Origin of the sequence: Leclercia sp. Colony189, from assembly GCF_009740165.1 — a bacterium.
Lineage (GTDB): Bacteria > Pseudomonadota > Gammaproteobacteria > Enterobacterales > Enterobacteriaceae > Enterobacter.
The window spans coordinates 135,459-157,525 of the sequence record NZ_CP046557.1; the positions used below are offsets into that span (position 1 = coordinate 135,459).

17 protein-coding genes and 1 pseudogene are annotated in these 22,067 nt (G+C 55.7%); 9 read left to right on the top strand and 9 right to left on the bottom strand.

Annotation, left to right across the window (positions count from 1 at the left end; all coding sequences use genetic code 11):
• The first annotated feature begins 115 nt into the window (after positions 1-115).
• A complete protein-coding gene (locus GNG29_RS00665) occupies positions 116-856 on the top strand; it encodes a MipA/OmpV family protein (RefSeq protein ID WP_103177757.1) in 741 nt (246 codons plus the stop codon).
• Between the two features lie 50 nt (positions 857-906).
• Here GNG29_RS00665 and GNG29_RS00670 read toward each other — a convergent pair whose 3' ends face one another.
• Positions 907-2,874, bottom strand: coding sequence for a glycoside hydrolase family 127 protein (locus GNG29_RS00670; protein WP_156655426.1), 1,968 nt, complete (start codon positions 2,872-2,874; stop codon positions 907-909).
• 10 nt (positions 2,875-2,884) lie between these two features.
• Positions 2,885-4,285, bottom strand: coding sequence for an MFS transporter (locus tag GNG29_RS00675; protein WP_156653699.1), 1,401 nt, complete (start codon positions 4,283-4,285; stop codon positions 2,885-2,887).
• A gap of 226 nt (positions 4,286-4,511) precedes the next feature.
• Between GNG29_RS00675 and GNG29_RS00680 the strand changes: the two are divergent.
• A pseudogene (locus GNG29_RS00680) lies at positions 4,512-5,330 on the top strand (helix-turn-helix domain-containing protein).
• 125 nt (positions 5,331-5,455) lie between these two features.
• The gene (locus GNG29_RS00685) at positions 5,456-5,926 is read left to right on the top strand and encodes a 4Fe-4S dicluster domain-containing protein (RefSeq protein WP_156653700.1); all 471 of its coding nucleotides are present in this window, start codon (positions 5,456-5,458) and stop codon (positions 5,924-5,926) included.
• 4 nt (positions 5,927-5,930) lie between these two features.
• Here GNG29_RS00685 and avtA read toward each other — a convergent pair whose 3' ends face one another.
• Both avtA and GNG29_RS00695 read right to left on the bottom strand, forming a co-directional pair.
• Entirely contained in the window at positions 5,931-7,187 is a 1,257-nt protein-coding gene (gene avtA, locus GNG29_RS00690) for a valine--pyruvate transaminase (RefSeq protein ID WP_103177762.1), read from the bottom strand.
• Between the two features lie 172 nt (positions 7,188-7,359).
• Complete coding sequence (locus GNG29_RS00695) at positions 7,360-9,390, bottom strand: alpha-amylase (RefSeq protein WP_156653701.1); 2,031 nt, start codon at positions 9,388-9,390, stop codon at positions 7,360-7,362.
• Between the two features lie 313 nt (positions 9,391-9,703).
• On the opposite strand from GNG29_RS00695, the gene GNG29_RS00700 reads away from it, so the two are divergent.
• On the top strand, positions 9,704-10,531 hold the full coding sequence (locus GNG29_RS00700; RefSeq protein ID WP_103177764.1) for a protein bax: 828 nt from the start codon (positions 9,704-9,706) through the stop codon (positions 10,529-10,531).
• Positions 10,532-10,570: 39 nt separating this feature from the next.
• Here the strand turns inward: GNG29_RS00700 and xylR are convergent, their stop codons facing one another.
• The 4 genes from xylR to xylF all read right to left on the bottom strand — a co-directional run bounded on the left by xylR (position 10,571) and on the right by xylF (position 15,556).
• Positions 10,571-11,749 (bottom strand): D-xylose utilization transcriptional activator XylR, encoded by a 1,179-nt coding sequence (gene xylR / locus GNG29_RS00705; RefSeq protein ID WP_103177765.1) that lies wholly within the window; start codon positions 11,747-11,749, stop codon positions 10,571-10,573.
• A gap of 42 nt (positions 11,750-11,791) precedes the next feature.
• Positions 11,792-12,973, bottom strand: coding sequence for a xylose ABC transporter permease XylH (gene xylH, locus GNG29_RS00710; protein WP_103177766.1), 1,182 nt, complete (start codon positions 12,971-12,973; stop codon positions 11,792-11,794).
• Complete coding sequence (locus tag GNG29_RS00715) at positions 12,951-14,492, bottom strand: xylose ABC transporter ATP-binding protein (RefSeq protein WP_156653702.1); 1,542 nt, start codon at positions 14,490-14,492, stop codon at positions 12,951-12,953. Before GNG29_RS00715 ends, xylH begins: the two co-directional genes overlap by 23 nt.
• A 71-nt stretch (positions 14,493-14,563) precedes the next feature.
• The gene (xylF, locus tag GNG29_RS00720) at positions 14,564-15,556 is read right to left on the bottom strand and encodes a D-xylose ABC transporter substrate-binding protein (RefSeq protein ID WP_103177768.1); all 993 of its coding nucleotides are present in this window, start codon (positions 15,554-15,556) and stop codon (positions 14,564-14,566) included.
• Positions 15,557-15,926: 370 nt separating this feature from the next.
• Between xylF and xylA the strand changes: the two genes are divergently transcribed.
• From xylA to yiaA, 3 genes are all read left to right on the top strand, one after another.
• On the top strand, positions 15,927-17,249 hold the full coding sequence (gene xylA, locus GNG29_RS00725) for a xylose isomerase (protein ID WP_114316199.1): 1,323 nt from the start codon (positions 15,927-15,929) through the stop codon (positions 17,247-17,249).
• A gap of 101 nt (positions 17,250-17,350) precedes the next feature.
• Positions 17,351-18,805, top strand: a complete 1,455-nt coding sequence (gene xylB / locus GNG29_RS00730) for a xylulokinase (RefSeq protein WP_156653703.1) — start codon at positions 17,351-17,353, stop codon at positions 18,803-18,805.
• A 202-nt stretch (positions 18,806-19,007) separates the two neighbouring features.
• Positions 19,008-19,430 (top strand): inner membrane protein YiaA, encoded by a 423-nt coding sequence (gene yiaA, locus GNG29_RS00735; RefSeq protein WP_371816480.1) that lies wholly within the window; start codon positions 19,008-19,010, stop codon positions 19,428-19,430.
• Positions 19,431-19,510: 80 nt separating this feature from the next.
• On the opposite strand, the gene GNG29_RS00740 is transcribed toward yiaA, so the two are convergent.
• The gene (locus tag GNG29_RS00740) at positions 19,511-20,506 is read right to left on the bottom strand and encodes an acyltransferase (RefSeq protein WP_103177772.1); all 996 of its coding nucleotides are present in this window, start codon (positions 20,504-20,506) and stop codon (positions 19,511-19,513) included.
• A 183-nt stretch (positions 20,507-20,689) separates the two neighbouring features.
• Here GNG29_RS00740 and GNG29_RS00745 point away from each other — a divergent pair, with 183 nt between their 5' ends.
• Together GNG29_RS00745 and glyQ are read left to right on the top strand one after the other, a co-directional pair.
• Positions 20,690-20,992 (top strand): YsaB family lipoprotein, encoded by a 303-nt coding sequence (locus tag GNG29_RS00745; protein WP_103177773.1) that lies wholly within the window; start codon positions 20,690-20,692, stop codon positions 20,990-20,992.
• 159 nt (positions 20,993-21,151) lie between these two features.
• Positions 21,152-22,063: a glycine--tRNA ligase subunit alpha gene (gene glyQ, locus GNG29_RS00750; RefSeq protein ID WP_003860141.1), complete on the top strand. Its 912-nt coding sequence runs from the start codon at positions 21,152-21,154 to the stop codon at positions 22,061-22,063.
• The last annotated feature ends 4 nt before the right edge of the window (positions 22,064-22,067 follow it).

A 22,067-nucleotide genomic window follows, 5' to 3' on the forward strand; every position in this document is an offset into this window, starting at 1 on the left:
TGATGCTCATCTATATGAATTTATATATAATATTATACAAATATCAAAATTGCATTGCGATTTTTGTAACCATTATTATGCGCCGGGTCGCAGGAAATTTAATGGATTACAAACAATGACGTTTAAAAAGAGTTTACTCATCGCCACGGTTTTATTTGCGGCTGCTCCCGCAATGGCGGATGAATTTTCAGTTGGCGCGGGCGCCGTTTTTAATGAGTCACCGTATAAAGGTTATAACGAGAATGTTTTCGCTGTTCCATTAATGCACTACGAAGGGGAACATTTTTACGTGCGTCAGGCTACCGGCGGCTGGATTGTCTGGAAAGATGCCAAAAACGAACTCAGCCTGACCGCCTCCTGGATGCCGCTGCACTTTGATCCGGACGATAACGACGACTCTGCGATGAAGCAGCTGGACGAGCGCAAAGCCTCCGCGATGCTGGGCGGCGCCTATTATCACCATGAAAGCTGGGGTAGCCTGAAGTTGGCGATTGCCGCCGATGCGATGGATGAGAGCGGCGGCGTGATGGGCGAAATCTCTTATTTCCGCCCGTTCCGCATGGCGCGCCTGACCCTGACGCCATCGGTGGGGGTCTTTTACTACGATGAAAGCTTCAACGATTACTACTACGGCGTCTCGCAGAAAGAGTCCCGTCGCAGCGGTTTAAAGCAGTACAACGCAGGCGAAACCGTGACCCCTTATGTGGGTGTGGCAGCTAAATACCCGCTGACACAGAATCTCTCTCTGAATGCCAGCGCCGTCTATACCGTGCTGCCTGACGATGTGAAAAACAGCCCGATGATCGACCGTGACGACAGCTTCGCGCTGATGACCGGTCTCTCCTGGACGTTTTAATGTAGTAAAAATCAGCCCTCTGAGATGAGGGCTGATTCTGTTTTCCGGCTTTAGCGTGCGGCGTTCGCCTCATCCACCCAGATCCGCATCTCCCCTTCGCCCCGGTTAGCCCAGCTAAACCACGGAATAAAGGTCAGCGTCTGCGCCTGTTGCGTGGCGGGGGCACGATCGTACTGCCACAGCGGTTGGTGTTCAGCGTCCGCGGCGTGGCGGGCATACCCTTGCGTCTGGATCAGCATCTTATGGGCAAAAATCCCTTTGCCTTCAACGAGTCTGAATTCGCTGTCGGCTGGCAGGGTAAGGTTGTGCAGCCCCGCGCCGTTATCCGCCTCTTCAAGACAGTAGACCAGTGGCCCGCGCTGCAAAGCCACTTTTCCGGCCTGCTGGCGCACCTGCGGATTACCGTAAACCCGGCGGACCGGCATCGGCAGGGTTAACACCAGCTTATCGCCTTCCTGCCAGCGGCGGGTCAGGTAGATATAGCCCTGACGCATCTCACCCGTGATGGGTTTGCCATTCAGCGTGAGCTGTGGATTGTCGCACCAGTCCGGCGCACGTAAGGCCAGGGTATAGTCGACGTCCACCGAGGAGGCGATTTCGATGACGACCTGCTCCTGCCACGGGTAGTTGCCGCTGATCCGCAGCTGCAACTCCTGCTCACCCACCGGGAAAGCCATGCTGTTGCCGATGTAGAGGTTGATAAACAGGGCATCGTCGCGAACGGTATAGATGTAGTGACCAATCGAGGCCAGAACGCGGGCGATGTTTGGCGGGCAGCAGGCGCAGCCGAACCAGCGCTGGCGAACCGGCTTCACGTGATCGTAGACATGGTTAAATTTCAGCGTCTTCGGATGCACTTCCAGCGGGTTGACGTAGAAGAAGTGTTTCCCGTCCAGCGCCATGCCGCCAAGCACGGTGTTGTACAGCGCCCGCTCCATAACGTCGGCGTACTGGCTGTTGGCTTCCATTTCCAGCATGCGACGGGCAAACATCATCAGGCCGATGGAGGCGCAGCTTTCAGCATAGACGGTGTCGTTCGGCAGATCGTAATCGCTGCTGAAGGCTTCGCCGCTGCTCTGGGAACCAATCCCGCCGGTGATATAGAGCTGGCGCTGGGCCATGTTATTCCACAGGCGCAGGCAGTCCTGGCGTTTACTCTCATCCTGACTTAAACGGGCCAGGTGCGCGACGCCGGTCATCAGATAGACGAAACGCACCGCATGACCAATCGCCGTTTGCTGTTCCGCCAGCGGCTGATGCGCCTGGCTGTAGGCTTTATCCTGTACCATCCACGCCGGGCCGTAGGTGTTCCAGTACGAGGTTTTGCCCCGCTTTTCATATTCGATGTCGTAGAAGTGCGGCTGGGTGCCACGCGCTTCAACGAAATATTTCGCCAGCGCCAGGTAGCGCGGCTCCTGGGTGACATCAAACAGGCGCATCAGCGCCAGCTCGATCTCCGGGTGGCCGGGATAGCCGTGTAGCTGCTGCTCGCCCGGACCAAAAACGCTGTCGATATGGTCGGCCAGCTTACAGACCACCTCCAGCAGACGGCGTTTGCCGGTGCCCTGGAACCAGGCTACGCCCGCTTCAATCATATGCCCGGCGCAGTAAAGCTCGTGGCACTCCGCCAGGTTTGTCCAGCGCTCCTCCGGCGCTTTTACCGTAAACCAGGTATTGAGATAGCCATCGTCGCACTGCGCGGCGGCTACCAGTTCAATCACCTCATCGGCGGTTTTTTCCAGCTCCGCGTCGGGTTTCTGGCATAGCGACCAGGCGACCGCCTCCAGCCATTTCGCCACGTCGCTGTCCTGAAAGACCATCCCGTAAAATTCACCATTTTGCTGACCCGCCGCGATGCGAAAGTTGCTGATGGCATGGCTCGGTTCCGCCTCCTCAATGCGATCGTTCAGGGCATCCCACTGGTAGGGGATGACCACATCGCGCACCAGCTGTTGATACTGACCCAGAAACGGGTCGCTGATTTTCAGTTTATGCAGGTCGGGTTCCATTATGGACATCATGTTCTCCTCAGGCGTGAGCGTGACGCTGGCGCAGGTCGGTGGCAATGCGCGTCATCATCGGGTTATTGAGTCGGCACTTGCGGATCGCCAGCGCCAGCAGCAGATGGAAAAGGGCGGGCAGCAGAGTCTCCATGGCGGTAATGCCCTGTAATGAGGCGGGCGTCTGGTTGCCTGCGCCCGGCTGGTAGGCGACGAAAATAAACACCAGGCTGATGATCCCGGCGCTGGAAGCCCAGGCCAGCTTGATGAAAAAGAGGTTAAAGGCGAAGTTCATGCCGGAGGAGCGTACGCGGGTTTTCCACTCGCCGTAGTCGTCAGCAAAGGCCATCAGCGCGAAGTGCAGCGGCAGGGTAAAGCCGAGGATCACGCCGTTCGCCAGAATGACCACCAGCCACAGAGTCTGGTAAGCCGGGCCGCCGGGCAGGAACCACATCCCCACCGCCAGGGCTGCCAGCACCAGGTTGGTGTAGTAGTAGAGTTTGACGGTGTCGCTGCGACGTGACAGCAGGTTAACGATCACCGCGCCCAGAATAGAGGCAAAGGTCACCATCGTGAAGAAGAGCGAGGTGTAGGCGGTGCTCCCTTCCAGCACGTAAGTGATGAAATACATGTAGCCGCCGCCACGAATGTTGAAGACGTTAATCAGCAGGAAAGACATCACCAGCATCAGCAGCAGCTGGTCGTTGTTACGCAGACCGGCGAGGTGCTCCTTAAGGGTAAATTTTCCCATCATCGCCAGCGGTACGCGCTCGCGAACCCAGAAGAAGCAGCACAGGAACATCACCACCGCAATGGCGCACAGCACACCCACGCCGAACTGATATCCCTGCGCCACGTTGCCCTGACCGAGAAGTTCAACCAGCCACGGCAGGCCAACGGAGACCAGAAAACCGGCCACGCCGCACAATACAAAACGCCATGACTGGCAGGAGATCACTTCGCTGTGGCGGGTGGTCATGGTGTTGATCAGCGCGCAATAGGGCACGTTGATGGCGGTATAGCCCACCGAGAGCAGCAGATAGGTGCCGAAGGCCCAGGCGATTTTGACTCCCATGCCCGCCTCCGGCACGGTGAAGGTCAGCACGCCGATAATGCCAATCGGCAGGGCGACCCACAGCTGCCAGGGGCGAAAGCGTCCCCAGCGGCTCTGGGTACGGTCGGCGATGATCCCCATCACCGGGTCGGATATGGCGTCGAAGATGCGCAGGGCGATAAACAGCGTGCCGACCAGCGCCGGGGTTAAGCCAAAGACATCGGTATAGAAAAAAGTGAGAAAGTTCATGATCAAACAGGTGATCACCGTGCCGCCGGCATCACCCAGGCCGTAGCCTATTTTTTCTCGCACCGTCAGGCGATCGTTGATGGCCTGCTGGGCGATCTCTGTCTGTGTAATCGGGGTGGAAGTCATGAGGTAACTCCTCGGGTTATTGGATTTTTTATGTTGTTTTGCAGAGTACCTGACTAATTTTGCACTGTTCCCTGGGGGCAACAAGGGAAGGGAAAAGTATAAAAAGGTGAGGATTCCGACCTTGTTCGTAAAATGTGATTTTGATCGGGACGAATAAAAAATAGCTGTTAATAATCAGTGATAAAGAGAAAGAATCTGCTCATAAATAGCGAGAAATTGAATAACCATGCTCGAATTATCCATAGCGCTTCCGATCAGGGTGCAGAATGGCGGCTATTTTATCTCCCGGGGCGTCGGGCGACATCCGGCGCGCAGGCTCCACTCCTGAGAGGTCATCTTTGTGGAAAAGGGGACATTAACGATCCAGGAGGATACGACGCTATTTGAGGTCCATGCTGGAGAAAGTCTGCTCCTGTGGCCCCACCGCCGACACAAGGGGATTGAAGATTTTCCTGCCGATTTACGCTTTTACTGGCTGCATTTTGAAGTTGACGAGCAGGCCGCGCCGTCATCCCTGAGTACGCTGCTGTCGGTGCAGCAGCACGGCAAAACCGGCGATCCGCAGGCGATGATTGCCCTGTTCCGGCAATTTCTGACCGAACAGGAGAAGCTCCAGCGCAGCCCGGCGCTGGAATTTATTCTGCTGCTGATCCTGCAACAGCTCTCAGTCATGCCCGGGCAGGAGCTCGCCCCGGACGAAGCGGGCGTCAGCCTGGCGTGGAAGGCGCGGCAGCTGATCAGCACGCAGTTTCACCGGCCGCTCTCCACGTCGCAGCTTGCCCGGGAGCTGCACTGCAACGCCGATTATCTGGGGCGGGTGTTTCGTCGGGTCTTTCATCTGACGCTCACCGAGGCTATCCACCGTCAGCGCGTCAGGGCCGCGGAGAAGCTACTCCTCAACGATGCCGTGTCGCTCAAGGAGGTGGCGGTGCGCTGCGGGTTTAACGACACCGGATATTTCCGGCAAATTTTTCGTAAGCATACCGGGTTAACGCCCGGCGTCTGGAAGCGCCGCTACTGCAAGGAGCACATCAATTCCGCCTGAGCGCTGTGGCAAATGGCCAGTATTCGCGGCAGGACGCACAAAAGTGACTTTTTGCCCCGTCTGATCAAAGCGCGTGCCCTGAACACTCTGGCAACCTGACTTTTTCAACAAGGATGGAGCAGGCGATGAACTCGTTTATTGTTGCGGACCCGGCGAAATGTATTGGCTGTCGCACCTGCGAAGTGGCCTGCGTGGTATCGCACCAGGAGAACCAGAATTGTGCCGCTGTGACGGCAAAGACCTTTACCTCCCGCATCCGGGTGGTGAAAGGCGGGACGTTCACTACGGCGGTCACCTGCCACCAGTGTGAAGATGCCCCCTGCGCCAACGTCTGCCCGACGCAGGCGATCCAGCGTGAGCAGGGGGTATGGCGGGTAGAGCAACAGCGCTGTATCGGCTGTAAAAGCTGCATGATTGCCTGCCCGTTCGGGGCGATGCAGGTGACGGGAGAGGCAGAAGCGGTGCAGGCGCTGAAGTGCGACCGTTGCGCGCACCGCGAAGGTGGACCCGCCTGCGTGGAGGCCTGTCCAACCCGCGCGTTAAGTTGCGTCGATCCTGCCAGATTACGTGCCGAACGGCTGCGTTATCTGGCATAAATCATTACTGACCGTTTTCCCGCCAGGCGAGGTCGATCTCCTCGGCGAGGATCTTCACACCCGCTTCGATTTTTTCTGGGTCCGGGACATAGTTCATGCGCATGCACTGGTGGGTGTGCGGCCATGGCTTGTCCAGCCCCGGGAAGAAATAATCCCCCGGCACCATCAATACACCGCGCTTTTTCAGACGCTGATAGAGCAGTTCGGTGGTGATCGGCAGATCCTTAAACCACAGCCAGAGGAAAATTGCCCCTTCGGGTTTGTGGATCAGACAGCGCTCTTCCGGGAGATAGCGGCGGATAGTCGCAATGGTCTCCTGGACGCGCTGATAGTAGAAGGGCTTAATCACCTCGTTGGACAGGCGCAGCAGATCGTTGCGCTTAATCATCTCGCACATCATTGCCGGGCCGATCCCGCCAGGGGAGAGGCTGATGATGCCGTTCATGTTGGTAATGGCGGTGATAATTTTCTCATTGGCGATGATAATCCCGCAGCGGCTGCCCGGCAGACCCAGCTTGGAGAGGCTCATGCACAGCACAATGTTCGGGTTCCACAGCGGACGCGCTTCGCTGAAGATAATGCCCGGGAAGGGGACCCCGTAGGCGTTATCGATCACCAGCGGAATATCATGCTGGTTCGCCAGCGCATCCAGCTTAATCAGCTCTTCATCGGTGATAACGTTGCCGGTCGGGTTGGTGGGGCGCGAGACGCAGATCATCCCGGTCTCTTCGCCAATATGCAGATGCTCAAAATCGACGTGATATTTGAACTGGCCTTCCGGCAGTAGCTCGATGTTCGGGCGCGCGGCGACGAAAAGATCGTCCTCAAGGCCGGAGTCGGCATAACCGATGTACTCCGGCGTCAGCGGGAAGAGCACTTTTTTGGTGGTGCCGTCGGCACGTCGTCCCGCGAAGAGGTTAAATAAGTAGAAAAACGCGCTCTGGCTGCCATTTGTCAGAGCAATGTTCTGTGGATCAATCTCCCAGCCGAGGGTGTCGCGCAGCATCTCAGCCAGGGCAGCAAGCAGCTCGGTTTTGCCCTGTGGGCCGTCGTAATTGCACAGCGCATCTCTGGCTTTGCCATTTTCCAGCATGTCCGCGAGGAGCGTCTGAAAATAGGCGTTCATCTCAGGGATTTGTGCCGGGTTACCGCCGCCGAGCATGATGGCGCCCGGTGTGCGCAGCCCGTCGTTGAGATCCTCCATCAGGCGGGTAATGCCTGAATGGCGGGTGAATTTGTCGCCGAAAAGTGAAAAAGTCATAGCAGGTGATCTGTCGAGCGTGTTCTAAGTGTGGCTCACCATAACGCTACAACTGCGTAGGTGCAAATCAGCGTCGAAACGAAGATGTGTGACTTTATGTTGTTAGTTTGCTATCAGGTAGCAATTTATCCTGCACCCCTCTCCCGTAGGAGAGGGATTTTGCCCCAGCCGATCAGCGATTACCCGCCCACACCACCATCACCTTGTCGCCCTGATGCTCGCGGACAAAGCCGTAGCCCTGAGGCATCGTCAGCGTGGTTTGTCTGCCTTCACCGATGGCCGGATGGCGGGCGCGGAACTGCCCGAGCCGCTGCCAGTGGGCGACGGTTGCAGCCTGCGAGCCGTTGATATCCTGCCAGTTCATGTCCGAGCGCGTGCCCTGTAAGGGATCGGAGCCCGTTGGGCCGAACGGTCTTGCAGATTCATCGCCATAAAAGATCTGTACGCTGCCCGGCGCCAGCAACAGCAGCTCTGCCGCACGCTGGTCACCCTCGCGGAACAGACGGGTATCGTGAGAGGAGAGATAGCTCAGGACGTTAAAGCTCTGCAGCTTTTCCGCCATCTGCTGCCAGGTCAGGTCAATGTCCGCCAGACAATCTACCGCTTTGGCCGCCTGCTCCTGGTAATCAAAATTGATCATCGCATCGAAGCCGTGACGGTAGTAATCGCTCTGCATTACCCCGTGCCCCCAGGATTCACCGGTCATCCAGAACGGGGCATCGTCGAGTTTTTTCTCCGGGTTGGCCGCTTTCCATGCTTTAAGGGCATCGCTGGCCTGGTCTTTCAGCTGCTGCCAGCCCGCCAGCTCAACATGCTTGGCGGTATCAACGCGGAAACCGTCGATGCCGTATTCACGCACCCACTGACTCAGCCAGTGGGTGAGGTAATCCCGGGGCGTGTAACCGTCAATGGCCTTCGCCCGGGTGTCGGGCTTGTGGCGATAAAAATTCGGTAAGCCTGATGGGGTGGTCGATTCCGTCTTCAGGTCCGGCAGGAAGGCCAGCGACATGGTCAGATCGTCGAAGCCGGGGTTGTCATAATCGCCGATATCGGTGCGTACCCACTTCTTGCCCCACCAGTTTTCCCAGCCCGCTTTATCGCTGAAGTTGATGTAGTCATTAAAGCTGTGCCAGCTCTGGCCGGCCCCCGGTTTCCAGTCAGTCCAGCGTTCGCCCAGGGTTTTCTTCAGCTCTTCGCCCTGCAGATAGAGCGATCCGAACTGGTACGCCTGCATGTCCGCCAGCGTCGCGTAACCGGTGTGGTTCATCACCACGTCAAACAGGATGCGGATCCCCCGGCGGTGAGCTTCATCCACCAGCTGACGTAAATCATCCTCCGTACCCATGTTGGCATCGAGCCGGGTCCAGTCCTGGGTGTAATAGCCGTGATAGGCGTAATGCGGGAAATCGCCTTTCGTTCCGCCCCCGACCCAGCCGTGGATCTGCTCCAGCGGGGAGCTGATCCACAGGGCGTTAACGCCAAGCTGTTGCAGATAATCCAGCTTGCTGGTGAGCCCTTTCAGGTCGCCGCCGTGGAAGGTGCCGATCTCCTGCATACCATCTTTATGGCGCCCGTAGCTGTTGTCGTTGCCCGGATCGCCATTTTCAAACCGGTCGGTGAGAACAAAATAGACGGTGGCGTTTTGCCAGCTGAACGGGGCGGGCTTGTCCGTTTCTGCCCGCTCCAGTAACAGCAGGCCGTTACTCCCCGGTGCGGGTTGCAGGGTAATTTTACCCTGCTGCACCGTCGCGGTCTGTTTGCTGTAAAAATCACGCACCACGCTCCCTTCCGGGAAGGTATTGCTGACATCGAGCGTCAACGGTTTGCCGTCCCATTTGGGGCACTGGCGCACTACCGATGCCACCGCCTGTTCGCTGGCGCTGGCAACGGTCAACATCAGCGTTGGCGTGCCGGAGCGGGTATCAATTCGTGCCTGATAATCCCCGTCGCGGAAGATGCGCCACTGCGCCGGATCGCCCTCGCACGGCTTCAGTGACATCATCTCGTTGAGTTTTATGGCGTTAGTGGGTTGCCAGCACGCCTTGTCAAAACTCAACGTTAGCGGGCGGGTACCCTTCGTCAGCTTTGCCTGTGCCGTGAAGACCCCCGATCCTTCAGCGGTAAAGGCTGGAAAGCCGGGGGCGGACCAGTCGGCGCTGGCCAGTGCAGGCAAGAACAGAAGAGCGAGAGCAGAACGTTTCATACCATTTTCCTGTCACAGCATTTTGCTCAGTTTGCCATCTATTCTAGTGGGCAAACTCATCCCCTGGCGCTATCGCGCAGGGAGGAGCAACGAGGGTGAGTGATCTCACGCTAAGTACGCTATTTAACTGCGATATTGAGCACGTTTTCGCGAGAATGATGCTGAAACGCGCAGATTCCAGGTGACAGGGTTTCAGATTTGGACTATTTCTAATGGTGCTCTTCTCGTCTATTTTTGCTAGGATTTGAGATTCGCCTCTCAATTTTCGAAAAAAATAAGGTGTTGGAATGTTTCTATCCGACCAGGAGACCTAATGATATCGACTCCCATTCGACGATATGGGGCTGCGATACTCATGTTACTCACCACGGCATTTTCTGGTGGGGTGCTTGCAAAGACGCACACGGATACAACGAGTAAGAAAGCCCACGTCATAAAGACGACAGCAAGTAGTAAGGTTAGCAGTAAACAAGAGTATTCTCGCAATAGTGCAAAGAGTAGTTCACTTCCTGATTTGCGAAAATACCCTTCCGGAACACCAAGGAAAAAAGCGTTTCTCCGGACGGTAATGCCTTACATTACAAGTCAAAATGCCGCGATTACGGCGGATCGTAACTGGCTTATTTCCAAGCAGTACGACAGCCGTTGGTCGCCATCCGAGCGTGCGCGCCTGAAAGAGATAGCCAAAAACTATAAAGTGAGCTGGAACGGGAACACACGTCGTGTACCGTGGAACACCTTGCTTGAGCGTGTGGATATCATCCCAGGCAGCATGGTCGCAACGATGGCAGCAGCCGAAAGTGGCTGGGGTACCTCTAAGCTGGCTCGTAGCAATAACAACCTGTTTGGCATGAAATGTGCGAAAGGTCGTTGTAACAATGCGCCGGGCAAAGTGAAAGGTTACTCGCAGTTTGAATCGGTAAAAGATTCCGTGAATGCGTATGTTGTGAACCTGAACACGCATCCGGCCTATAAATCCTTCCGTAAGTCGCGTGCGCAGCTGCGTAAAGCAGATCAGGAAGTGACGGCGAGCACGATGATCCACAAGCTGAAAGGTTACTCAACCCAGGGCCAACGCTATAACAACTATCTGTTTGCGATGTACCAGGATAACCAGCGCTTAATTGCCGCTCATATGTAGTCTTAAAAAAAGGCCTTCCATCCGGAAGGCCTTTTTTATTTATATCAGTACTTCACTGTAGCGATCGCGATACTCTTTCGGCGTGGTGTCATACTCTTTTTTAAAGACCGAATAGAAATACTGCAACGACGGATAACCGCACATCTGGGAAATCTCATTAATGGAGAGCGAGGTCGAAATCAGCAGGCTGCGGGCTTTCTCCAGTTTCTCTGCATGGATAACCGCATGGATCGTCTCGCCCACCTCTTCTTTAAAGCGCTTCTCCAGATTTGAACGCGAAATCCCTACCGCATCCAGCACCTGATCCACTTTGATGCCTTTGCAGGCGTGGTTACGAATGTAGTGCATGGCCTGAATGACGGCAGGGTCGTTCAGCGAGCGGTAATCCGTTGAGCGTCGCTCCACCACACGAACCGGTGGCACCAGCAGACGTTGCAGGGGAAGATTTTCGTTATCCAGCAGCCGGTGCAGCAGCTTGGCCGCCTGATAGCCCATCTGACGTGTTCCCTGCGCCACGGACGACAGCGCCACGCGTGACAGGTAGCGGGTGAGCTCTTCATTATCGATCCCGATGACGCACAGCTTCTCCGGCACCGGAATATGCAGATGTTCGCACACCTGCAGCACGTGCCGGGCGCGGGCATCGGTCACGGCGATAATGCCGGTCTGCGGCGGCAGGGTTTGCAGCCAGTCGGCGAGACGGTTCTGCGCGTGCTGCCAGTTTTCCGGGGCCGTTTCCAGCCCCTGATAAACCACGCCGCGATACTTCTCCTTTGCGACCAGCTGACAGAAAGCATATTCCCGTTCCGCCGCCCAGCGTTTTCCGCTGGAGGTGGGCAAACCATAAAAGGCGAAGCGGTGAACCCCTTTTTCTTTGAGATGTAGAAACGCGCTCTCTACCAGGGCGTGGTTGTCGGTGGCGATATAGTGAACGGCAGGGTAGTGTTCCGGCTGGTGGTAAGAGCCGCCGACGCCGACGATGGGGACGTCGACATCGACCAGCAGTTGCTGGATAACGGCGTCGTCAAAATCCGCGATGACGCCGTCGCCCAGCCAGTCTTTGATATTTTCGATTCGCGTGCGGAAATCTTCTTCGATGAAAATATCCCACTCGGATTGCGACGCCTGCAAATATTCCCCAACGCCCTCGACGACCTGACGGTCATAAGCTTTGTTGGCATTGAATAACAACGTAATGCGGTGACGCTTCTCAAACATGGCGCTATTTTTCCAGTATCAGTGACAGATGAAAAGGCATCCTCAGGCGCGCCGTTTGGTAGCGGAATCCATCCATACCGCCAGCAACAAAATGGCACCCTTGACGATATACTGCCAGAATGTCGGGACGTCCATCATACTCATTCCGTTATCCAGCGACGCCATAATAAATGCCCCCATAACTGCCCCTGCGACGCTACCGACACCTCCGGCAAGACTGGTTCCGCCGATGACACAGGCGGCGATGGCATCGAGTTCGGCAATATTCCCGGCAGACGGCGAGCCCGCACCCAGACGCGAGCTTAAGATCAGGCCCGCTACGGCAACCATCAGGCCATTAATGGCAAAGACGGCAAGTTTGGTGCGTTCAACATTAATACCTGACAGACGTGCGGCTTCAAGGTTGCCGCCGATGGCATAAATACGCCGGCCAAAGGCGGTGCGGGTCGCCATAAACATGCCTGCCAGTAATAACAGAACCAGTATCAGCACCGGCGTTGGCACGCCACGATAGTCGTTCAGCAGCCAGATTGCCCCCAGCACGATCACCGCCGTCAGCGCCTGACGCCCAACGACAGAGGTGGAAGGCGTTGTGGCTAACCCTAACGCCTGCCGGCGCATTCTGCCGCGCCATTGCCAGGCGACAAACGCCATCAGGCCAATCGCGCCGAGGGTAAAACCGACTCCGCCGGAGAGATAGCTCTGCCCAATCTGCGACATGGAGGCGCTGGTGGGGGAGACGGTGGTGCCGTTGGTGATACCAATCAGAATGCCGCGGAAGGCCAGCATTCCCGCCAGCGTGACGATAAACGACGGTACTTTGCGGTAGGCCACCCACCAGCCGTTCCAGGTGCCGAGCAGTAGACCGAGTAACAAGGTGACGACCACGGTGAGCGGCAGCGGCCAGCCCAGCCAGACGTCGAAAATCGCCGCCACGCCCCCCAGCAGGCCCATCATTGAGCCCACGGAGAGGTCGATTTCCGCGGAGATAATCACAAACACCATCCCCACCGCCAGAATGCCGGTAATGGCGGTCTGGCGCAGCAGGTTGGAGACGTTACGCGCGCTGAGATAGGAGCCGTCGGTCATCCAGGTGAAGAACAGCATGATCGCCACGATAGCGGCAATCATGACAAACACCTGCAGATTGAGCGCTTTTAGCCCGGAAAACAGACCCGGTGCGGGTGCCGTGACTTTTAACTCAGAGGGGTTGCTTTTCGACATGGCGTTCGCTCCTTAGTGCGGCTTCCATCACCTGTTCCTGCGTCAGGTTCTGGTTTATCAGGTTGGCTTTCAGTTTTCCTTCGTGCATCACCAGTACCCGGTCACTCAGACCCAGCACTTCCGGAAGCTCCGAGGAGATCACAATCACGGCGATACCCTGCTGGACCAGCTGGTTGATCAGCTTGTAGATTTCGTATTTCGCACCGATATCAATCCCGCGGGTCGGTTCATCGAGGATCAGAATGCGCGGGTTGAGCAACAGGCAGCGGGCGAGGATCGCCTTCTGCTGATTGCCCCCGCTCAGGCGGCCAATCGCCAGCTCCGGGGAGGAAGTTTTGACTTTCAGCTGCTGTAAAGAGTGAAGAATGCAGTGCTGTTCCGCGGCATCATCCAGACTGCTCAGCGTGCCGCTGAACTGATCTAATGCGGCAAGGGTGATGTTTTTGCCCACCGCCATCACCGGTACGATGCCATCTTTTTTGCGATCTTCCGGCACCATCGCGATACCCTGGGCGATGGCCTGCTGACAGTTTTTGATCTCTACCTGCTGCCCATCAATAAAGATGCTGCCCTCCCAGCGGCCAGGCCAGACGCCGAACAGACACTGCACAGCCTCGGTGCGCCCGGCGCCAACCAGCCCGGCCACCCCCAGGATCTCACCGCGATGCAGCGAGAAAGAGACATCATTGACCCGTTTAATATGGCGATTCACCGGATGCCAGGCGGTAAGATGCTCCACGCGCAGCACCTCTTCCCCCAGGGTGTGGGGTTCGTTCGGGTAGAGCGCGGTCAGCTCACGGCCCACCATCATGGTAATAATGTCGTCCTCGCTCATCCCCTGCGCTTCACGGGTGCCGATATGCTGCCCGTCGCGAATTACGCATACCGTGTCCGAAATCGCTTTCACTTCGTTGAGCTTGTGGGAGATATAAATGCAGGCAATCCCGTGGTTTTGCAGGTCACGAATGATGTCCAGCAATACCGCGGTTTCCTGTTCCGTCAGCGATGCTGTTGGTTCATCGAGGATCAGCAGACGCACCTGTTTGTTCAGGGCCTTGGCGATCTCCACGAGTTGCTGCTGTCCCAGACCTAAATCGCCCACCCGGGTGTCGGGGGAGATCGTCAGACTGACCTGCGCCAGCAGCTTCTCGCAGCGCAAGGTCATGGTGTCGTAATCCAGGACGCCGTGGCGGGTTACCTCGGCACCGAGGAAGATATTTTCCAGCACGGTCAGATGCTTCACCAGCGCCAGCTCCTGGTGAATGATGGCGATCCCTTTGCGCTCGGTGTCGCGGATATGCGTGGCCTGCAGCGTTTCGCCGGAAAAGACAATTTCACCCTCGTAGCTGCCGTGAGGATAGATGCCACACAAAACCTTCATTAAGGTGGATTTGCCCGAGCCATTTTCGCTGCATAACGACATGATCTCGCCGGGGTTTAAGCGCAGGCTGACGTTGTCGACGGCCTTCACCGCGCCAAACGCTTTGGTGATACTTTTCATTTCAAGTAAATAAGACATAACTGCTCCACATGACCCGAAGGAAAACAGTACAAGTCGATGTGCCCCCGCAAGCCGGGGGCGATGATGGATTACAGTTCGCTCTTTTTATGGAAACCGTCTTTCACAACGGTAGCGTCAATGTTCTCTTTATTGACTTCGATAGGGGTAAGCAGTCGGGAAGGCACATCTTTCAGGCCGTTGTTTAAGCTGGCGTCCGCTTTAGGCTGTTGGCCATTGCCAAGCTCAACGGCAATTTCTGCGGCGGTAGTGGCAAGCTCGGTGATCGGCTTATACACCGTCATGGTCTGGGTACCTGCCACAATACGTTTCACCCCGGCGAGGTCCGCATCCTGTCCGGAGATCGCCACTTTTCCGGCCAGCCCCTGGGCGCTGAGTGCCTGAATAGCGCCGCCTGCGGTCGCATCGTTAGAGGCCACCACGGCATCGATTTTGTTATTATTGGCGGTGAGGGCGTTTTCCATAATTTTTAACGCGTTTTCAGGTAACCAGCCGTCCGCCCACTGATCGCCAACGATCTTGATTTTGCCTTCATCAATATAGGGCTTCAGCACCTTCATCTGTCCGGCGCGGAAGAGTTTGGCATTGTTGTCCACCGGGGAGCCGCCCATCAGGAAGTAATTGCCCTGTGGAACTTTGGCGACCAGGCTTTGCGCCTGTAATTCGCCGACCTTTTCATTGTCGAAGGAAATATAATAATCAATGTCCGCATTATTAATCATGCGGTCGTAGGCCAGCACTTTAATCCCTTCGCGCTTGGCTTCTTTTACCACGTTACTTAAAACCTGACCGTTATAAGGAATAATAACCAGCACATCGACGCCGCGGTTTATCATATTTTCGATTTGCGACATTTGCGTTTCTTCATTGCCATTGGCAGACTGGACGAAAACTTTCGCGCCTAATGCTTCTGCCTTATTGACAAAAATATCGCGATCTTTTTGCCAGCGCTCCAGACGGAGGTCATCTATCGCCATGCCGATTTTAACTTCTTTTGCATGACTCGCCGTACTCGCCAGCAGCAGCGATGCACAAAGAGTGAGGCACAGGTTCTTTATCTTCATAATTGTATTGCCTTTTGTAGGGTTAGGTTGCTGAGATAAAAGAAACAATCATTGCAAGAGACGTAGCAAATTCTTAACGGGGAATGGCAGGCTGGCAATTACAGATTTTTATCTTCTCGTTATGATATTTGGTTTATTTTCGAATTTATGACCGCGATCGAATTTTAAATTACATAAGCTCTTAATTACACGTGATTATGGAATTTGTGCAGTGAAATTTGTTTGTCTGCAAATTGATTTTGCGAGCCAGCGCACGTTTGTGCATTCTCTCAATAGCAGTGTGAAATAACGTAATTGAGCAACCTGCGATCCCTATTCAGTATTACTCCAGTATCAACTCTTTGCTGTATCCCTGATTATGGAGCTCACTATGCAAGCTTATTTCGATCAACTCGATCGCGTTCGTTATGAAGGTCCGAAATCCTCAAATCCTTTAGCGTTTCGTCATTACAACCCGGACGAGCTGGTGCTGGGTAAGCGCATGGAAGATCACCTGCGTTTCGCTGCCTGCTACTGGCACACCTTCTGCTGGAACGGTGCCGATATGTTTGGCGTGGGCTCATTCGATCGTCCGTGGCAGCAGCCAGGTGAAGCGCTGGAGCTGGCAAAACGCAAAGCGGATGTCGCCTTTGAGTTCTTCCACAAGCTGAATGTCCCTTATTACTGCTTCCACGATGTGGACGTTTCACCGGAAGGCGCTTCGCTGAAAGAGTATCTGAATAACTTTGCGCAGATGGTCGATGTGCTGGCCGAAAAACAGCAGCAGAGCGGCGTGAAGCTGCTGTGGGGCACCGCCAACTGCTTTACCCATCCACGCTATGGCGCAGGCGCTGCCACCAACCCGGACCCGGAAGTCTTCAGCTGGGCGGCCACGCAGGTGGTGACGGCGATGAATGCCACCCATAAGCTGGGCGGGGAAAACTATGTGCTGTGGGGCGGACGTGAAGGCTACGAAACGCTGCTCAATACTGACTTACGTCAGGAGCGCGAGCAAATTGGCCGCTTCATGCAGATGGTGGTCGAGCATAAACACAAAATCGGCTTCCAGGGTACGCTGCTGATTGAGCCAAAACCGCAGGAGCCGACCAAGCACCAGTATGACTACGACGTGGCGACGGTGTATGGCTTCCTGAAGCAGTTCGGGCTGGAAAAAGAGATCAAGGTGAATATCGAAGCCAACCACGCGACGCTGGCGGGTCACTCGTTCCATCACGAGATCGCCTCCGCTATCGCGCTGGGCATTTTCGGCTCCGTAGATGCCAACCGCGGCGATCCGCAGCTCGGCTGGGATACCGACCAGTTCCCGGTCAGCGTGGAAGAAAACGCGCTGGTGATGTACGAAATTATCAAAGCGGGTGGCTTCACCACCGGCGGCCTGAACTTTGACGCCAAAGTGCGCCGTCAGAGCACCGATAAATACGATCTCTTCTATGGTCATATCGGGGCGATGGATACCATGGCGCTGTCGTTGAAAGTGGCTGCCCGCATGATTGAAGATGGCGAGCTGGATAAGCGCGTGGCGAAACGCTACGGCGGCTGGAACAGTGAGCTGGGTCAGCAAATTTTGAAAGGCCAGTTATCACTGACCGAACTGGCGAAGTACGCTGAACAGCATAACCTTGCGCCGCAGCACCAGAGCGGTCATCAGGAACTGCTGGAAAATCTGGTGAATCATTATCTGTTTGATAAGTAACCGGGTATTGCCGGGCAGCGCGACGCTTGTCCGGCTTACGGTTAGCCCAGGCCCGGAACCGCTGCAAGCGTCCGGGCATTTCTGTTAAAGGAGTCACCGCAATGTATATCGGGATCGATCTTGGCACATCGGGTGTGAAAGCCATTCTGTTAAATGAACAGGGCGACGTGCTGGCAACGCAAACAGAAAAACTGCACGTTTCACGGCCACACCCGCTCTGGTCTGAACAGGATCCTGAAGCCTGGTGGCTGGCCACGGATCGCGCCCTGAAAGCGCTTGGCGAGCAACACTCTCTGCGCGAGGTAAAAGCGCTGGGCATTGCCGGACAGATGCATGGCGCCACGCTGCTGGATAAGGATAACCGCGTTTTGCGCCCGGCGATTTTATGGAACGATGGCCGCTGCGGTGAAGAGTGCGCCCTGCTGGAAGAACGTGTCCCGGCCTCGCGGGAGATCACCGGCAACCTGATGATGCCGGGCTTTACCGCCCCGAAACTGCTGTGGGTGCAGCGCCATGAACCCGAAATTTTTAGCCAGGTAGCGAAGGTACTGCTGCCGAAAGATTATCTGCGGTTGCGCATGACCGGAGAGTACGCCAGCGATATGTCCGATGCCGCTGGCACCATGTGGCTCGACGTGGCAAAGCGTGACTGGAGCGAGACGATGCTCGACGCCTGCCATCTCACCCGCGACCATATGCCAGCGCTGTTTGAAGGCTGTGAGCAGACGGGCACGCTGCTGCCGTCGGTGGCGCAGCAGTGGAATATGCCGGCCGTTCCGGTCGTGGCGGGGGGCGGGGATAACGCCGCCGGCGCGGTTGGCGTGGGCATGGCCGATGCCGGGCAGGCGATGCTGTCGCTGGGCACCTCCGGCGTTTATTTCGCCGTGAGCGACGGCTACCGCAGTAACCCTGACAGCGCGGTGCACAGTTTCTGCCATGCGCTGCCGGGCAAATGGCATCTGATGTCGGTGATGCTCAGTGCGGCGTCCTGCCTGGACTGGGCGGCGAAACTGACCGGATTAGAGAGCGTGCCGGCCCTGCTCGATGCCGCGCAGCAGGCGGATGAAAACGCCGATACCGTCTGGTTCCTGCCCTATCTGTCCGGCGAGCGCACGCCGCATAACAACCCCCAGGCGAAAGGGGTATTCTTTGGTTTAACCCATCAACACGGCCCGGCTGAGCTGGCGCGTGCGGTGCTGGAAGGGGTGGGCTATGCGCTGGCCGATGGGATGGATGTGGTGCATGAGTGCGGGTTACAACCATCCAGCATTACGCTGATTGGCGGGGGAGCGCGTAGCCCTTACTGGCGCCAGATGCTGGCGGATATCAGCGGGCAACAGCTCGATTACCGTACCGGTGGGGATGTCGGGCCTGCGCTGGGTGCGGCGCGGCTGGCGCAAATTGCAATGAATCCGGGCAAGCCGCTGGCGTCGCTGTTGCCACAGCTGGCGCTTGAACAGCAGCACACCCCGGACCCCGATCGTCATGCCCGCTATGCCGGGCGTCGCGACGTGTTCCGCAAAATCTATCAGCAGCTTCTGCCACTGATGTCGTGATACAGCGCCGGGTAGCGGCTTCGCCTAACCCGGCCTATCCATCTCTATATTTTAAATAATTGATTCTAAATAATTATTTATTTGTATGGTTTTTTTCCGAATTCATACTTCTCCGTGTCCTTCATTGCAGTGGATCGCAAGACTTCATCCATAATGCCTTGTTCAGTTCCCTGGTGAGGTTTACGTGAAAATGGAAAGAGACGTGACAAATAGCTCCCCTGCTTTTAATGCCGTATCCTGGCTTGCGCTTCTTGGTGGGATCATTAGTTATCTGGTTGGTTTATGGAATGCAGATATGCAGCTCAATGAGAAAGGATATTACTTTGCGGTCATTATCCTTGGCTTGTTTTCTGCAGCCTCTTATCAGAAAACCGTTCGTGACAAATATGAAGGGATCCCGACGACGTCGCTCTACTATATGACGTGCCTTACGGCATTCATTATCGCCGTCGCGCTTTTAGTGGTGGGTTTGTGGAATGCCACTCTGTTGCTAAGCGAGAAGGGCTTTTATGGTCTTGCGTTCTTCTTAAGCTTATTTGGTGCGGTGGCCGTGCAAAAAAACGTGCGGGACAGTGCGGTGCAGACTTCGTCTGATACGATCGCAGAAGAGAAAGAGATCGCCTGATACAGCGCCCGGTGGCGCTTCGTTTGCACAGCCTTGCTTGCCCGGCAAGCGAAGCGCCGCCGGGCAAACAAGCCGCACACTCAGCTCACAAACCTGCGCGTATCAATGCGCTGTAGCAGCATCGACAGCAACAGGCTGACCGCCACCGTTATGGAGAAGATCCAGACGATATCCAGAAGCGGCCAGCTTTTTAACTCCACGCCACGGGTGCGCAGAGCGTGGATCACCAGCGCGTGAAAACCGTAGATCCCAAGCGAGTTCCGTGAAATTAACCCCAGCAGCGGCAGGGGGCGCGCATTGAGCGTGTTTTTCACCAGGGTAAATAACGAAACCGCGCAGATAAAGACCATCGGGCCGCAGTAGAGATACCAGGTATCGGCGAAGGTGCCACGCCACTGCAGTTCATGCAGCGTACCGCGGGAGATTATCGCCACCGCGGCAATAAACAGGGCGGCGCACAGGGCATTCAGCCAGCGTTTGCGGGTATCCATCATACCCAGGGCGCGGCCCAGCATGCCGTACAGCACGTAATAGAAGGTGTCGCCGTTGATATAGAGATTGATGGGCAGCCATTCAAACCCGCCCATTTTTTGCGAGACCGTATTGGGGTTCGCCAAGATGCCAATCACGACCATCAGCGCCAGCAGCATTTTGCCGCTCGTGCTTTTCACCTGCACCAGCGGGGAGAGCAGATAAATCACGATAATGGCAAAGAAAAACCACAGGTGATAGAAGACCGGCTTTTGCAGCAGGTATTTCAGCGACAGCTCGCTGTTGATCGAGGTAAAGAGCACGATATAAAGGAACGCCACGGTGCTGTAAAACAGCAGGCACAGACCGATGCGTAAAAAGTGGCGCGGTTGCGCGCTGCGTTCGCCAAAAAAGAGATAGCCGGAGATCATAAAAAAGAGCGGCACGCTCACCCGCGAGGCGGAGTTGAGCACGTTGGCGATATCCCAGTTTATAAGACTGACGGCGGGGGCGTTGGTGATATACCAGGTGGTGGTATGGATCATCACCACCATCAAACAGGCGATTCCCCGCAAATTATCAATCCAGTTAATTTTTTCCTGCATCCATCCCTCTGTTTACACATTAAAAAGAGTCTGACTGTGATAATGATTCAGACGCTCGTTGGAAAATTCTGAGTTTGCATCGTCCTGCTTGTGCCGGGGCGGTGAGATTCGCAGAATGCCGGGCCATAATCTATAAAGTTTAGAGTTTAAAAATAACAGCCACAGCAGAGGGCGGTAATATAAATGATGATGCGTGCGATATGGCTTTTGCTACCCGCGCTACTGGCCAGCTGTGCGGCTCAGGAGACCACCCCGGCGCAAAAAGCGCAAACCCAAAAAGTCAGCCCGGAGCGTTCCCTGGATATGGAACAGCTGTGTAAGGATCGGGCGGCCCAGCGCTACAATACCGGCGCGCAAAAAATCGACGTCACCGCCTTTGAGCAGTTTCAGGGCAGCTATGAGATGCAGGGCTTCACTGCTCGCAATGAGAGTTTCATCTGTTCTTTTGACGCAGATGGCCATTTTTTACACCTTTCGATGCGTTGAGATAGTCGCTTAATGTGGTGGCTGCGTCAGCAGGGCGCTGTCAGCTATGCTTATTTCCCAATTTTCCCTAAACAACCCCGTTTCGTACTGTATATCTTGCACTCAGCGGGTATACTGAACCCTTCCATTTAAAACCACACGTATCCAGCACGAAATACTATGCAAAAGTTTGATACTAAGACCTTCCAGGGCCTGATCCTGACCTTACAGGATTACTGGGCTCGCCAGGGCTGCACCATTGTTCAACCTTTGGACATGGAAGTGGGCGCCGGCACTTCACACCCGATGACCAGCCTGCGTGCACTGGGGCCAGAGCCGATGGCTACCGCCTATGTACAGCCATCCCGCCGTCCGACCGATGGTCGCTACGGTGAAAACCCGAACCGTTTACAGCATTACTATCAGTTCCAGGTGGTGATTAAGCCATCGCCAGACAACATTCAGGAACTGTATCTCGGGTCGCTGAAAGAGCTGGGTATGGATCCGACCATTCATGACATTCGTTTCGTGGAAGATAACTGGGAAAACCCGACGCTGGGTGCCTGGGGTCTGGGTTGGGAAGTGTGGCTGAACGGAATGGAAGTGACGCAGTTCACCTACTTCCAGCAGGTTGGCGGTCTGGAATGTAAACCGATTACGGGTGAAATCACCTACGGTCTGGAACGTCTGGCCATGTATATTCAGGGCGTAGACAGCGTTTACGACCTGGTCTGGAGCGACGGCCCGCTGGGTAAAACCACCTACGGCGACGTGTTCCATCAGAACGAAGTGGAACAATCCACCTATAACTTTGAATACGCGGACGTGGACTTCCTGTTCACCTGCTTCGAGCAGTATGAGAAAGAAGCCCAGCAGCTGCTGGCGCTGGAGACTCCGCTGCCGCTGCCTGCCTACGAGCGTATTCTGAAGGCCGCCCACAGCTTCAACCTGCTGGACGCCCGTAAAGCGATCTCCGTGACTGAACGTCAGCGCTACATTCTGCGCATTCGTACCCTGACCAAAGCCGTTGCAGAAGCTTACTATGCGTCCCGTGAAGCCCTTGGCTTCCCGATGTGCAACCGAAACAAATAAGAGG